Source organism: Rossellomorea aquimaris, from assembly GCF_020172085.1.
GTDB classification, from domain to species: domain Bacteria; phylum Bacillota; class Bacilli; order Bacillales; family Bacillaceae_B; genus Rossellomorea; species Rossellomorea aquimaris_E.
Genome location: NZ_JAIVAT010000003.1, coordinates 476,154 through 490,568 on the forward strand (window position 1 = coordinate 476,154; position 14,415 = coordinate 490,568).

Annotated in this window: 14 protein-coding genes; 12 read left to right on the forward strand and 2 right to left on the reverse strand. The window is 45.7% G+C overall.

The genetic code is table 11. The annotated features are described in order from the left end of the window. The first annotated feature begins 17 nt into the window (after window positions 1-17). From obgE to pheA, 3 genes are all read left to right on the forward strand, one after another. Entirely contained in the window at window positions 18-1,304 is a 1,287-nt protein-coding gene (gene obgE / locus LCL96_RS03080; protein WP_224940001.1) for a GTPase ObgE, read from the forward strand. A 135-nt stretch (window positions 1,305-1,439) separates the two neighbouring features. Then, a complete protein-coding gene (locus LCL96_RS03085) occupies window positions 1,440-1,895 on the forward strand; it encodes an ACT domain-containing protein (protein ID WP_044339521.1) in 456 nt (151 codons plus the stop codon). Window positions 1,896-1,986: 91 nt separating this feature from the next. Beyond that, the gene (pheA, locus tag LCL96_RS03090; RefSeq protein WP_224940002.1) at window positions 1,987-2,841 is read left to right on the forward strand and encodes a prephenate dehydratase; all 855 of its coding nucleotides are present in this window, start codon (window positions 1,987-1,989) and stop codon (window positions 2,839-2,841) included. A 75-nt stretch (window positions 2,842-2,916) separates the two neighbouring features. On the opposite strand, the gene LCL96_RS03095 is transcribed toward pheA, so the two are convergent. Together LCL96_RS03095 and LCL96_RS03100 are read right to left on the reverse strand one after the other, a co-directional pair. Continuing rightward, window positions 2,917-3,459, reverse strand: coding sequence for a transcription repressor NadR (locus LCL96_RS03095; protein ID WP_263628045.1), 543 nt, complete (start codon window positions 3,457-3,459; stop codon window positions 2,917-2,919). A 53-nt stretch (window positions 3,460-3,512) separates the two neighbouring features. Then, window positions 3,513-4,655: an IscS subfamily cysteine desulfurase gene (locus LCL96_RS03100; protein WP_224940003.1), complete on the reverse strand. Its 1,143-nt coding sequence runs from the start codon at window positions 4,653-4,655 to the stop codon at window positions 3,513-3,515. A gap of 121 nt (window positions 4,656-4,776) precedes the next feature. Here LCL96_RS03100 and nadB point away from each other — a divergent pair, with 121 nt between their 5' ends. The 9 genes from nadB (at window position 4,777) to ruvB (ending at window position 14,405) form a co-directional block, all read left to right on the forward strand. Continuing rightward, entirely contained in the window at window positions 4,777-6,360 is a 1,584-nt protein-coding gene (nadB, locus tag LCL96_RS03105) for an L-aspartate oxidase (RefSeq protein ID WP_224940004.1), read from the forward strand. After that, a complete protein-coding gene (gene nadC / locus LCL96_RS03110; protein ID WP_224940005.1) occupies window positions 6,329-7,174 on the forward strand; it encodes a carboxylating nicotinate-nucleotide diphosphorylase in 846 nt (281 codons plus the stop codon). The genes nadB and nadC overlap by 32 nt, the downstream gene beginning before the upstream one ends. A gap of 2 nt (window positions 7,175-7,176) precedes the next feature. Next, window positions 7,177-8,283, forward strand: coding sequence for a quinolinate synthase NadA (nadA, locus tag LCL96_RS03115; RefSeq protein WP_224940006.1), 1,107 nt, complete (start codon window positions 7,177-7,179; stop codon window positions 8,281-8,283). Between the two features lie 159 nt (window positions 8,284-8,442). Next, entirely contained in the window at window positions 8,443-10,011 is a 1,569-nt protein-coding gene (gene safA, locus LCL96_RS03120; RefSeq protein ID WP_224940007.1) for a SafA/ExsA family spore coat assembly protein, read from the forward strand. A gap of 109 nt (window positions 10,012-10,120) precedes the next feature. Further along, complete coding sequence (locus tag LCL96_RS03125) at window positions 10,121-10,987, forward strand: phosphotransferase (RefSeq protein WP_224941274.1); 867 nt, start codon at window positions 10,121-10,123, stop codon at window positions 10,985-10,987. Window positions 10,988-11,089: 102 nt separating this feature from the next. Next, window positions 11,090-11,827, forward strand: a complete 738-nt coding sequence (locus LCL96_RS03130; RefSeq protein ID WP_224940008.1) for a YhcN/YlaJ family sporulation lipoprotein — start codon at window positions 11,090-11,092, stop codon at window positions 11,825-11,827. Between the two features lie 166 nt (window positions 11,828-11,993). After that, window positions 11,994-12,542 carry an intercompartmental signaling factor BofC gene (locus tag LCL96_RS03135; protein WP_224940009.1) on the forward strand — a complete coding sequence of 183 codons (549 nt, stop codon included), beginning with the start codon at window positions 11,994-11,996 and terminating at the stop codon, window positions 12,540-12,542. A 221-nt stretch (window positions 12,543-12,763) separates the two neighbouring features. Continuing rightward, window positions 12,764-13,375, forward strand: a complete 612-nt coding sequence (gene ruvA, locus LCL96_RS03140) for a Holliday junction branch migration protein RuvA (RefSeq protein ID WP_224940010.1) — start codon at window positions 12,764-12,766, stop codon at window positions 13,373-13,375. Window positions 13,376-13,403: 28 nt separating this feature from the next. Continuing rightward, window positions 13,404-14,405 (forward strand): Holliday junction branch migration DNA helicase RuvB, encoded by a 1,002-nt coding sequence (ruvB, locus tag LCL96_RS03145; protein WP_224940011.1) that lies wholly within the window; start codon window positions 13,404-13,406, stop codon window positions 14,403-14,405. Window positions 14,406-14,415: the final 10 nt, after the last annotated feature.

Consider the following 14,415-nt stretch of genomic DNA (forward strand, 5'->3'; position numbering starts at 1 on the left):
CAGTTAGGAGTGAAAGTATGTTTATAGATCAGGTCAAGGTTTATACAAAGGGCGGTGACGGCGGAAACGGTATGGTTGCCTTCCGTCGTGAGAAATATGTACCGAAAGGCGGTCCTGCCGGAGGAGATGGCGGTCATGGAGCAGACGTCATTTTCGAAGTGGATGAAGGTTTAAGAACCTTAATGGATTTCCGCTATCAACGTCATTTCAAAGCACCTCGTGGTGAGCACGGGATGAGTAAGAATCAGCATGGGCGCAATGCGGAGGATATGATTGTCAAAGTTCCGCCGGGTACCGTTGTGAAGGATGACGATACTGGAGAAACAATTGCGGATCTTGTGCAGCATGGTCAACGTGCCGTCATCACGAAAGGCGGCCGTGGAGGAAGAGGGAATTCCCGCTTCGCGACTCCGGCCAATCCTGCACCGGAGCTTTCTGAGAAGGGTGAGCCGGGACAAGAGCGTTATATCGTTATGGAATTGAAGCTTCTGGCTGATGTCGGACTGGTAGGATTCCCTAGCGTTGGGAAGTCCACATTACTTTCCGTTGTGTCAGCAGCGAAGCCTAAGATTGCTTCTTACCATTTCACAACGATCGTTCCGAATTTAGGGATGGTAGAAACGGGTGATGGAAGAAGCTTTGTGATGGCAGACTTACCTGGATTGATCGAAGGTGCCCACGAAGGCGTCGGGCTCGGTCATCAGTTCCTACGTCACATTGAACGTACGCGCGTCATTGTGCATGTGATTGATATGAGTGGAATGGAAGGAAGAGATCCATACGAGGATTATCTGACCATCAATGAAGAGCTTAAGCAGTACAATCTTCGTTTAACGGAGAGACCTCAAATCATCGTTGCGAATAAGATGGACATGCCGGATGCAGAAGAGAATCTTGAGATCTTCAAAGAAAAGATGCAGGAGGATTATCCTGTTTTCCCTATCTCAGCGGTTACAAGACAGGGTCTTGCTGAACTGTTGTATGCCGTTGCGGATAAAGTGGAAACGACTGATGAATTCCCGATCCATGAAGAAGAAGAGACTGGGATTCACCGTGTTGTTTACAAGCATGAAGAAGAGCAGAGGGACTTCGAGATCACGCGTGATCCTGATGGAACATTCGTGGTCGGAGGTGCGAAAATAGAACGCTTGTTCAAAATGACGGATTTCTCACGTGAAGACTCGGCAAGACGTTTCGCCAGACAGCTTCGTTCTTATGGTGTAGATGATGCCCTTCGTGAACGTGGTGCCAAAAATGGCGATACGATCCGATTAATAAAATACGAGTTCGAATTTGTAGATTAAGTCCATCCTTCACCTATTTCAGACAGATAGCAGGTGGCGGCTGCTGCTACCTGCTCTACAATAGAAAGCGAAAGCGGTTTTTAAAGGGGCATGCTGCCTTTGACCTCTGCAGCTAGACAATTGGAGGAATCGTCATTGGGGAAAAAATTTCAAGAAGGCAAATTTTATTTAGTACGTGAAGACGTGTTGCCGGAAGCGATGAAGAAAACCCTGGATGCAAAAGAATTAATCGAAAGGGGCAAGGCGGATTCCGTGTGGGAAGCGGTCCACCGGGTAGATCTTAGCCGGAGTGCCTTTTACAAATACCGGGATACCGTTTTTCCTTTCCATACTGTGGTGAAGGAGAGAATCATCACGTTATTCTTTCATTTGGAGGACCGATCAGGCACGTTGTCTCACCTATTAAGTGAAACGGCCAAGCATGGCTGTAATATATTAACGATCCATCAGACGATCCCGTTACAGGGAAGAGCGAATGTGACGCTCTCCTTAAACGTGACGGACCTGACGATCGGATTGGAAGACTTACTCTCAAAGCTAAGAAGATTAGAATTTGTGGAGAAGGTAGAAGTGTTGGGTTCCGGAGCCTGACGCTTCTTTTTTTTATAAGAAATCCTTCCCCTTTACCCCTTTACGTGTTAGAATGTTCAATAAATTTCAAGTGAGTGAGAGGAAGATCAGAGTGAAGATTGCATACTTAGGACCGGAAGCTTCCTTTACAGACTTAGCAGTCAAGAAGGCTTTCCCTGAAGAAGAAACCGTTTCGTACGTAACGATCCCCGATTGTATTGAAGCGGTGATAGAGAATGAAGTGGATTATGCCGTAGTGCCATTAGAGAATGCGTTGGAAGGCTCGGTGCATATTACGGTGGATTATTTGTTTCATGAAGCAGACCTATCGATTGTCGCAGAGTTGACGTCGGCCATTCAGCAGCATTTAATGGTCCACCCTGAATGGAGCGGGAGGAAAGAGAATATTCAGAAGGTCCTCTCTCATTCTCACGCACTGGCGCAGTGCCATAAGTTTCTACATAAGCAGTTTAAGGGGACTACTCTGGAACAAACGACAAGTACAGCTGCGGCTGCTAAATATGTGAGTGAGCATCCTGAGACCTTTCTCGGTGCGATCGGAAATGAGCTGGCAGCTGAAAAGTACGGGCTGAACATCCTGCATGAAAACATCCATGATTTTGCCTATAATCATACACGGTTCATTGTGTTGCATAAGAAGGCTGAACCGCTGACACTATCAGGTCAGGAAAAAACAATGGAGAAGACGACTTTGATGGTCACCCTTCCGAAAGACCGATCGGGAGCACTCCACCAAGTGTTGTCCACGTTTGCCTGGAGACAGCTGAACTTGAGCAAAATTGAATCAAGACCCCTTAAAACCGGGCTAGGCGATTATTTCTTCTTGATTGATGTGGCTCAAGGATTGGATGATGTCCTTCTGCCCGGCGCCATCAATGAAATGGAGGCACTTGGCTGCAAGGTGAAAATGATCGGTACATATTCTTCTTATTTATTGGATCAATAATAAAAAGGCAGATTCCTTTATGGATTCTGCCTTTTTGTCGGTCTTCTGGCCCCTTTTCGGGTCACAGCAACGACGTTAATGATCATTCGAAATTAAAAATCCTGCATCATGAAGCGCTTTTTCAGCTCTTTCAAGTGTTTGTTCCGATTGGGCCATGATCGTATGTAAATGCACGCCATCGGTTAACTCGGAGAGAAAGGAAGCGCCTGTATCATCTATTTTCTTCATGAATTGTTCTACTTCTTTTCGGTTCGATACCATGATCGATGCGGTCAGATCCCCGTAAACTCCGTGTTCGATCTTTACATCCTTGACAGTGACCCCGTGGTCAACCAGTAAGAAGAGCTCTTCTTCCGACTTGTCAGGGGTGTGCTGACAAGCAATGGTTCTTTCAATCATGGTGTCCTGATTCGAAGCAGGCATATATAAGTATCCTTGACTTGTTGCGATGATCGGTTCACCTTTTGCTTTCAGCAGCGTAATGTCACTTACAATCACTTGCCGGCTGACATTGGACTGCTTGGCGAGATCTCCACCTGTTATAGGGGCCTGTTCCGTGATAAGTTTATCGAGGATCCATTTTCTTCTTTCATCCCCAAGGATTTTTTTTCCTGTCAAAGATATCTCCTCCGTCCCAAATTCATATAGGAAATCATACCACAAGTTGAATCTCAAGTTAAGGAGACATATGAAGCATGTATGTCAGCTAACGTGTGGACCAAAGTCTCTATCTGCTCTTTCCCTGTTTCTCTTCCGAAAGAGATCCTGAAAAATTCTTTTCCTGCTCTTTGACTGACTCCCATGCTTGCCATCGTCTTAGACATATTCTGTGACCCTGCCCCACAGGCACTGCCGGTGGATATGCCAATTCCTCTCCTATTGCATTCGAGCATGAGCCATTGACCCTCAAGACCGTGAATTCCAAGACCGATGACATGAGGGAGCTGTACGTGCTCAGGACCTCCGTAAAGGGTATAAGAATCTGGCAGTAATGCTTCTAGTCGGGATAAAAAATGATTCCTCAGCTCCACATAATGGGGAGTTGAAAAAGAGTCATGGCACATGTTTGCGGCTGTCACAAATCCTGCTATCCCCGGAAGATTCACGGTTCCTCCCCTGAAACCCCCCTCATGTGTCTGGCCCGGCATCATCGGAGAGACGTCGAGGGCAGGGTTGATATAAAGAGCTCCTACCCCTTTGGGGCCGTAAATTTTATGTGACGAAACGGTAAAACTGTCCACTAGGGAAGTGCACTCAGTGATATCCATTTTTCCAAATGATTGAACCATATCACTATGAAGCAGAATGTCAGTGGTTCGAAGGATATTTTTTATATCATGTAGTGGCTGTATTGTTCCAATTTCTCCATTGACGTGTCCGATGCATACTACGGTCGTCTGATCTGTTATGGATTCCTCAAAAAGCTCAAGATCAACAAACCCTTTAGAGTTGTAAGGAATTTTCGTAACGGTAAAACCCCATTGTTCAAGAAAACCGGCAGCGGAATGAAGTGACGAATGCTCGGCACCTCCGATGATGATATGTTTTCCTTTTTCACATCTTGAGAGGGCCAGTGTGACAAGCGCCAATTGGTTCCCTTCAGTTCCTCCGGAAGTAAAGTATATCCCTTTAGAGGGAAGACCGAGCATGTCTGCCAATTTCTCTCTGCAATTTGACAGGAGTTGCTGTGCTTTTCCCCCAATATCGTGAAGACTGCTCGGGTTGCCCCAGAACTCTTCACTTACGGTCTGATAGACACGTAAACTCTCAGGGTCTACAGGGGTCGTAGCAGCGTAATCAAAATAGTTCATCATGTAAACCGCCTTTAATGGAATTGTCTGAATATATGAGTCTTGTAAAAAACTCTTGTCATTAGTTTAAATATGTGTAAATATATGTGTCAAGACACCTGTAAATAATCAGGAGGGTTTTTTGATGGAAAAAGCCGATATTATCATCATAGGGAGTGGCATTGCCGCTTTGCAATTGGCACGCCGGCTTCAAGACCATTTTTATGTGATGATTATCACAAAGGATAAAATTAAAAGCGGGAACTCGTACCTTGCTCAAGGAGGCATTGCGGCACCTTTAGGGTTAAAGGATTCCGTCCATGCCCATTTCAGAGATACATTGGAAGCAGGACGCTATCATCAGGACGAAGATAGTGTGAAACGGCTCATAGAAGATGGAAAAATGATTGTAGAATCCTTGTTGAAGGATGGAGCACCATTCGATCGGCAAAAGGATGGAAGTCTGTCTCTTGGGATGGAAGGGGCTCATAGTGAACAGCGCATCCTTCACAGCGGTGGAGATCAGACAGGTAAATATTTAGTGGAATTTCTTTTGAAATCCCTTTCAGGAGAAAAGGTTGAATTCGTTGAAGGAGAAATGGTTTACGAACTTGTCAAAGATGACAAGGGGCGCTGCTGCGGGGTGAAAACGAAGAATAAGGATGAGGCAATCCGCTCTTATTATGCCCCCCATATAGTGCTTGCCACTGGAGGGATCGGCGGTTTGTATCCCTCTACGTCCAATCATCCGGCTGTAACGGGAGATGGGATGGCTCTTGCCTTTCTTGCAGGGGCTAAGCTTTCAGATATGGAATTCATTCAGTTTCACCCTACCCTTCTTTGGGTGAACGGGAGAACATGCGGGCTCATTTCAGAGGCGGTAAGAGGGGAAGGCGCCATTCTCTTGAATGATGAGGGAAAGAGAATCATGGAGGAAGTCGACCCGCTCTTGGAACTTGCGCCCCGTCATGTGGTGGCAGAGTGTATTCATAAGGAACGACAAATGGGCAAAAGCGTGTATCTGGATATAAGAGGAATAAAAGATTTTCAGGAGAAATTCCCTTCGATATCCGCTCTATGCCTAAAACATCAAATCTCAATCGAGGATGGAATGATCCCTGTTTCTCCGGGCTGTCATTTTGTCATGGGGGGAATCGTGACGGATGATGAGGGACGGACAAATATACCAGGATTGTACGCAATCGGAGAGGTAGCGTGCAGTGGCATTCACGGAGCGAATCGACTGGCTAGTAATTCATTGTTAGAAGGATTGGTATATGGTGAAAGGTTGGGGAATCTCCTGATACAAAAGGGAGCAGGATGCTCTCCTCATGTTCCTGTAGATGACATAAAAGAGGGAAATTCTCTGCATATTCCTTTTCATTCTGATGAAATAAGAGAAGGAATGATGAATCGCGTGGGAATCATTCGGCACGAAGAAGGTTTACTTGCCCATTTAAAATGGTTGAAAGAACAGCCGCTTACATTCAGGGAGCACATTGATGTTAATTCACGTGAAGAAATTCACACGTATTTTATGTGGATTGTTAGCTTACTTGTTACGCAATCTGCTTTATTACGGCGGGAGAGCAGGGGAGGTCATATACGCTCAGATTTCCCCGTTGAAGATCATGATGAATGGTTCAAACGGAAAACGGTCCTGCAAAACAATGATGGACGATTGAGGGTGGAATATCATGAACAAAATGAAACTAAAATCTATGCTTGAAGAATTTTATAAGGAAGATCTTGGAGATGGTGATGTATCGTCTGATGCCTTGTTCAGAAAAGGTGATGAAGGGTCATTTTCATTACTAATGAAGGAAAATGGGGTTTTCTGTGGGAAGGATGTAGTGGAAATTGGCTTCTCCCTTTTCGGCTCTTCGGTGTCCGTCCAGCTGTTCGTCGAAGATGGTGAATGGGTAGAAGCAGGACAAAGGATTGCTGAAATCACCGGTCCCATGGGAGATCTCCTCCAAGCGGAACGGGTGGTCCTGAATCTGATCCAGCGGATGAGCGGTATTGCAACGGAAACGTATCGGGCTGTTGAGCACGTGAAAGGCAGTGGTGTCCGATTATGTGATACAAGGAAAACAACGCCAGGACTCCGAATGCTTGAGAAATACGCTGTCAGGACCGGAGGTGGGTTTAACCATAGAAATGGTCTCTATGATGCGGTAATGCTAAAGGATAATCACATTTCCTTTGCTGGATCGATCAGTGAGGCTGTGAAGCAGGTGAAAACCCAAATCGGTCATATGGTGAAAGTGGAAGTGGAGATTGAAACGAAGGAACAATTAGTGGAAGCGATTGAAAGTGGTGCCGATGTCATCATGTTCGATAACTGCACTCCGGAGACGATCCGTGATTGGATACCGCTCGTGCCTTCTCATATCGTGACGGAGGCATCCGGAGGTATTACCTGGGAGAGTCTACCTGCCTATGCAGAGACTGGCGTTCAGTATATCTCCCTCGGTTACTTGACACACTCTGTGAAATCGCTTGATATCAGTGCAAGAGTAAGGATAGGGAAAGGGGTATGAACATGGGGTTATTGGATGAATTAACGAAACAAACAGGCGCATTGCCAGAATCGATCACGAGTCTCTCGACGGAAGAGATGGAAAATAGAGTGAGGGAAATAAAGCACCAATTAGGAAAGAAGCTTTTTATTCCAGGTCATCATTACCAAAAGGACGAAGTGATACAATTTGCAGATGCCGTCGGTGATTCACTTCAGCTTGCACAAATATCCGCACAAAATAAAGAGGCAGAGTATATTGTGTTTTGCGGTGTTCATTTTATGGCTGAAACAGCAGACATCTTAACCGAGGATCATCAGTCGGTCATTTTACCGGATATGAGGGCTGGATGTTCCATGGCGGATATGGCGGATATTTATCAAACAGAAAAGGCGTGGAAGAAGCTCATGGAGGTATATGGAGAAACGATCATCCCTCTTACCTATGTGAATTCGACTGCAGCCATTAAAAGCTTTGTCGGTAAGAATGGTGGTGCCACGGTTACTTCATCCAATGCGCATAAAATGGTGAAGTGGGCACTTTCGGAGAAACAGCGTATCCTCTTCTTGCCTGACCAGCATTTGGGCCGTAATACGGCGGCTGATCTTGGTATTGCCTTACATGAGATGGCCGTGTGGGATCCTATACGAAACGAGCTCATTTACGATGGGGATGTTGAACATGTAAAGGTGATACTATGGAAAGGTCACTGCTCAGTGCATGAAAATTTCACAGAGAAGAATATTGAAGACATCCGCCTTCATCATCCAGATATGAAGATCATCGTCCATCCGGAATGTCGCCGCGAAGTGGTTGAGAAGTCCGATCTGAATGGAAGCACAAAATATATCATAGAGACGATTGAGCAGGCTCCCCCTGGATCAGCTTTCGCCATTGGTACAGAAATGAATCTTGTCAAAAGATTGATCGATCAACATCCGGATAAAAAGATTGTTTCTTTGAATCCTTACATGTGCCCATGTTTAACGATGAACCGAATCGATTTGCCACATCTCCTGTGGTCATTGGAAAAAATGATGGAAGGAAATCCCCAAAACATTATCAAAGTGGATGATGAAGTCTCAAAAAATGCGATTTTCGCTTTAGAACGCATGTTGATCCGTGCTTAATGCAGGTGAAAATATCATGTATGCAATCTGAAATATACCGTCCCATTTCTCGGGACGGTATATTTTTTTTTGATATCTCATAAGTTTTTATGTAGATGATTAGCAATTTGCCTATCTTGTCATAGGATATATAGACTTATGCCTGAGGAGGGAAACAGAGTGAAAATCCATATTGTTCAAAAAGGGGATACTCTTTGGAAAATCGCCAAGAAGTATGGCGTGAATTTTGAAGAGTTGAAACAAATGAATGCCCAGCTTTCAAACCCTGATATGATCATGCCCGGCATGAAAATAAAAGTGCCGACTGCGGGCGGATCCGTGAAAAAAGAGACACAAATCAAATACGGATCCAAGGAAATGCCAAAGAAAGAGATGCCAAAAGCAGAGCATCCTTTCAAAGAGCAAAAGCCTATGGCCATGCCAGTAAAGGAAGCAAAGAAAGAAATGCCGAAAGAAGTCCAAAAGCCATTTACTCCAAAAATGCCTCAACCAGTAGTCCCGGAAATTGATATTAACAATTACTACATGATGAATATGGCGAACATGCAAGTGCAGCAACCGAAACAGCAGGCAAAACCAATGCCAAAACCCAAATCGCCGCCTAAACCTACCAATGTACTCCCTAAAGCGAAAGAACAGCCAAAACCAAAGCAAGAAGCCGTGAAAGGTGTTCAAGAAGAAGAAAGCTTACAAATGCCATCACAACCACAAGGAGGGAACACCCAGCCTATGTATTATAACCCGAATAATTGCGTACCGGTATCACCTGTCATGCCAGGATCAGGATTCTGTCCGCCGCATGGAGGAATGCATCCTGGAGCAGGATACGGGATGCCGATGGGGCAGGGAATGCCAATGGGGCCAGGCGGTCAGGTTCAAGGTGCTCAATCGATGCCTGGAATGCAAAATATGCCGATGATGCCACAAATGGGCTATGATGAGGAATCTTCTTCTGTCATGCCGTATATGCCTCACGGACAAATGCCGATGCAAATGCCGATGCAGCAACCAATGCAGCAACCAATGCAGCAGCCAATGCAGCAGCCAACCGGAGTAATGGGTGCATCTGATCAGAACTATCCATCCGTTCAAATGCCGCAGCAGCAGGCTCCATACATGCCTTACCCGGGAAATTGTTATCCAGTCTCCCCAGTTATGCCGGGACCTGGATTCATGCCGGGCGGTTATCCGATGGGACCTGGAGGCCAGGTACAGGGGGCGATGTCAGAAGAGTCTCCTTCCATGAACGGATATCAATCGCCGATGGGTCAGCCGACAGGAGTGATGGGTGCGCAATCGCCTATGGGTCAACCATCCAATGTAATGGGAGCAAGTGACCAGGGTGATTGCGGATGCGGTGGTCCACAGTATGGTCCAATGATGCATCAACCAATGATGCCATATGGCATGCAAGGAATGCCAGGTCAAGGCATGCAAGGCATGCCAGGAATGCAAGGTCAAGGCATGCCAGGAATGCCGGGAATGCAAGGTCAGGGCATGCAAGGGATGCCAGGAATGCAAGGTCAGGGCATGCAAGGGATGCCAGGAATGCAAGGTCAGGGTATGCAGGGAATGCCAGGAATGCAAGGTCAGGGTATGCAAGGGATGCCAGGAATGCAAGGTCAGGGTATGCAAGGGATGCCGGGAATGCAGATGGGATCACCGGGAATGTTCGGTCCAAGAGCATTTGCCATGCCGAACTTCAATGACGATGATTTTGAGGGATAATATGCTCGCACGAGGGGACGATTATTCACATCGTCTCCTTTCTTTTTTACAATTTAAGCTACAAGATCCCGGGGCATCCCTGAAAAGTATAAAAGAGGGAAAATGGGTGATGACAAGCCAAGGAACAAAATGGTTTGTCAAACGGTTCCCCAATCAATTGAAATTCATACTCCAGGAACGGCTGATTTCAGCCCTGTTAAGAGAACAGTTTTATCACGTACTTCCGTTTCACCCTATACATGAGCGGGAATTATTACTATTTGAAGGGTTTCCCATCGGTATTACGATGTGGTTGGAAACCTCGAGCCCCATCCGTTATGATCAGCCAAAAGACAGGGAAGATGCATTAAAGGTATTGAAAAGGTATCATGCCATCTCAAAGACGATCCAGGGGTCATGGACTGAAGAAATCCCTCAGTACAAATGGTTGAAAAAATGGAAAAAGCGAATGATTCAGTTTCAATATAATCTCCCCTATTTACAGGCATTCATCCAGCCCTATTATTTGTATACTTATTTAGAATGGGGCAAATGGGCGTTAAAAGAATTAAAATCCATCGGCCTGCATGATTATAGTGACTGCATCACGCATGGAGATGTGGCGCATCATAATTTTTTGAGAGGGAAAAACGGTATTGTGTATATCATCGATTTTGATCTTATGTCCCGCTCTACGGAGATAACGGATGATCTGCAATACTGCAACCGGATTTCCCCATATTTGAAATGGTCACTCAGTGAAATTAAGAAGATGAAGCCGTTTGAGTCCTATTCCGATCATCTGATCTTTTACATCGGATTGATGTATCCATCAGACGTGTTCAGGGAGTGGAATCGGTTCATCAGGGAAGATCAGCATTATAAACAACGTGTATGGGGATATTTAACAGATTTGACAATGCAGCAATTTCCCTTGAGGATGCAATTCAATCAGGAGCTTCATGCTGAATTGAAGAGAATCAATACCCAATTGTAGGGGATGTCTCCAAACTTTGTTCGAATGAATTATAACCTCCTTTCACAACCTAATGGTGAGCAGATCGTATGCTCAAAGTTTGGGTTGAAGGAGGAATCACCATTGAATAAACGATTATTCATGGTACCGTTAACAGCCGTTATGACCCTCGGTCTTGCTGCATGTAATAGCGGTGAAGAAAAAGCTCAAGACCGCTATTCAGACTCCTACGAGCCACTCGGTTTCTACTCCAACGATGGACATGGGGGAGACAACCGGGATGAGAGGGACGGACCTCTGACTGAAATGTATGATCATTCTGTCGGCAAAGAGGGAAAGGATATCCGAAATCAGAAACGAAAGTTCCTTCAAGTGAGGGATGAGAACGGAAATCCAAAGAACCCGTCACGGCCGCTTGCCGATTATGATCAGAACTTCCTAGCACGGGATGGCCGTGCGAGCCACGGTGATGCAAACTATCATGGTCATCTTGATGATAATACGAGGGATGCCAGAAGATCCTATTATACAGCGTATGAAGGCGACCTGGCCGAGAAAATAGGGGACGTAACAGGGAAAGTAGAGAACGTCAGTGACGTACGTGCCGTCGCCTATGGATCGGATGTCCTTATCGCTGTAGAAGTGGAAGATCATAGTAAAACCGAGGAAACAAAAGCCCGTGTGAAAGAAGCGGTGCAGCCTTATCTTCATGGAAGAACGGTTTCTGTGGTGACAGATGAGGGGACGTTCAGCCGGGTGAGAAACATTGATAATGATTTACGTGACGGTGGTCCGAGGGATGGGATCAACTTTGATATTCATGATATGTTCCGATCTGTGAAGGACCGCATGAACCGATAATTTTGATGGGCTGCTTAAAGAAACCTCTCTTTAAGTAGTCCTTTTTTGTTTGCTTTTCGAATGAAGGTCCGTCCCTAAAAAGTTTGAAGGAGTTTGGATATTCTTAACAGGCTTTGGTAAGACTAGTGGATAGAGGGTTACATAAATCAAGTTCGAGGTGATCACGATGACGATGAAGGTTCGAATCGTGTTTATGGTGTTGTTGTTAATCGGTGCATTTTATTTCACTTTTTTTTATACAGAGGAGAAACAGGCTGCTGACGGAAGTTCCCTGGAGATGCTGAATGAAACGCCTGCTGAGGTCGCATCCGCCCATACGGTCACGGTTATACTGGAGAGAGTATATCTCGATGGGGAAGTGAGCGAGGAAATCGTACAGGAAACGATCTGGAGTATGGAAGACTTCTGGGCTGCCTATGATGACTGGCAACTGATGGATATGACGGAAGAACAAATCGTGTTTCAGAAAAAGATGGATGATATTTCCCCTCTTTTAAAAACAAATGGATATTTCGGTATATCCGATAAAGGGGTACTGTCCATTTTCAACGGGAAACCGGGACAGGCAGAGATCATTCAATCCTTCTTTCAAATTGATGTAGAGAAGCTTGAAAGTAAGCGCCATGATGATCTGGTCAAGGGCATTCCCATCAAGTCGAAGCAGGAATATGAAGAGGTTCTTGAACAATATAAACCCTATTCCGTCCCTAAATAGGAATGAAAACCAGTGCACATGACACTGGTTTTTTTATTGCAGAATTTTCCCTCCCCATTACAACCAATATTTGATAAAATTAGAACAAGTGTTTCTCTTTGAACTCTCTTTCCCATCCTCTCAAATAGTGATATGATACAATAGATTTTATATGTCTTTTGAATATGGATGAGAGAAAAAGATGAATGTAAGCGATATGTACCGTATGGGGAGAGAATGGAATGTATGAATATATAAAAGGGACAGTCAGTCAAGTGGGTCCTGAATACGTAGTGGTGGAGAATAATGGGATCGGGTATCAGTTGTATACCGCGAATCCATTTGTTTATTCAAAATATCAAAATCAAGAGATTCAGATTTTTACATATCAGCATGTGAGGGAAGATCTTATTGCCCTTTATGGGTTCCTTGCCATTGAAGAAAAGCTGCTTTTTATGAAACTATTGAATGTTTCGGGAATTGGTCCGAAGGGGGCGCTGGCTATTTTGGCATCGGGCGCCCCTCAGCAGGTGATCACGGCCATTGAGGAAGAGAATGAAAGTTTCTTGACGAAGTTTCCTGGTGTCGGGAAGAAGACTGCCCGTCAGATGATCCTGGATTTAAAAGGGAAGCTTCAGGATGTCGTGCCTGATTATTTCCCTAGCCTTTTCTCGGATCCTGTGGAAGCGGAGGCGTCACCTGGGAAGGACGAGGCGTTTGATGAAGCGATCCTTGCCCTGAAAGCCCTTGGCTACTCTGAACGTGAAATTAAGAAAATCACTCCAAAGCTGAAAGGCGAAGGGCATTCGTCGGACGAGATCATCCGAAAGGCCCTTCAGCTTCTATTGAAATAAGTGAATGGTATGGAAGGAGGAAGTTTAAATGGAAGACCGGATCGTATCGGGCGAATCAGAATTACATGAAGACTCCTTTGAATATTCCTTGCGTCCTCAGACGATAAAACAATATATTGGGCAAGATAAGGTGAAGCATAATCTGGAGGTTTTCATCGAAGCGGCAAAGATGCGTCAGGAAACCCTGGATCATGTCCTTCTTTACGGTCCGCCTGGGTTGGGGAAAACGACCCTTGCCGCTGTCATCGCCAATGAGATGGGTGTGAACCTGCGTACCACTTCAGGACCTGCCATCGAGAGACCGGGAGACCTTGCCGCAGTGCTGACGGCACTCGAGCCGGGTGATGTATTGTTCATCGATGAAATCCACCGGTTGCCCCGGGCCATAGAAGAGGTTCTATATCCCGCCATGGAAGACTTTTGTTTGGATATCGTCATCGGGAATGGCCCGAGTGCACGATCTGTCCGTCTGGATCTTCCACCTTTCACCTTAGTGGGGGCGACGACCCGTGCCGGAGCATTATCGGCTCCGCTTCGAGACCGATTTGGTGTTTTATGCCGTTTGGAATATTATAATGAAGAACAGTTGAACGAAATTGTTCAGAGGACCGCAACGATTTTAAACACGAAGATCGAAGCGGCGGCTTCTGAAGAATTGGCGAAGAGATCGAGGGGGACACCCCGTATCGCCAATCGATTGCTCAGAAGGGTAAGGGATTTTGCCCAGGTAAAAGGCGATGGGGAAATTACCACCTCTCTGTCAAGGGAAGCACTTGAACTGCTTCAAGTCGATAAGCTTGGCCTGGATCACATTGACCATAAGCTTCTTAAAGGCATCATCGAGCGCTTCAGGGGAGGACCTGTGGGTCTTGATACCATCGCTGCGAGTATAGGGGAGGAGTCACATACGATTGAAGATGTATACGAGCCTTACCTGCTGCAGATTGGATTCATCCAGCGGACGCCGAGGGGAAGAGTCGTCACTCATCTCGTTTATGACCACTTCCAGCTGGAGGTGCCGGACAAGTGACGGGGAAATT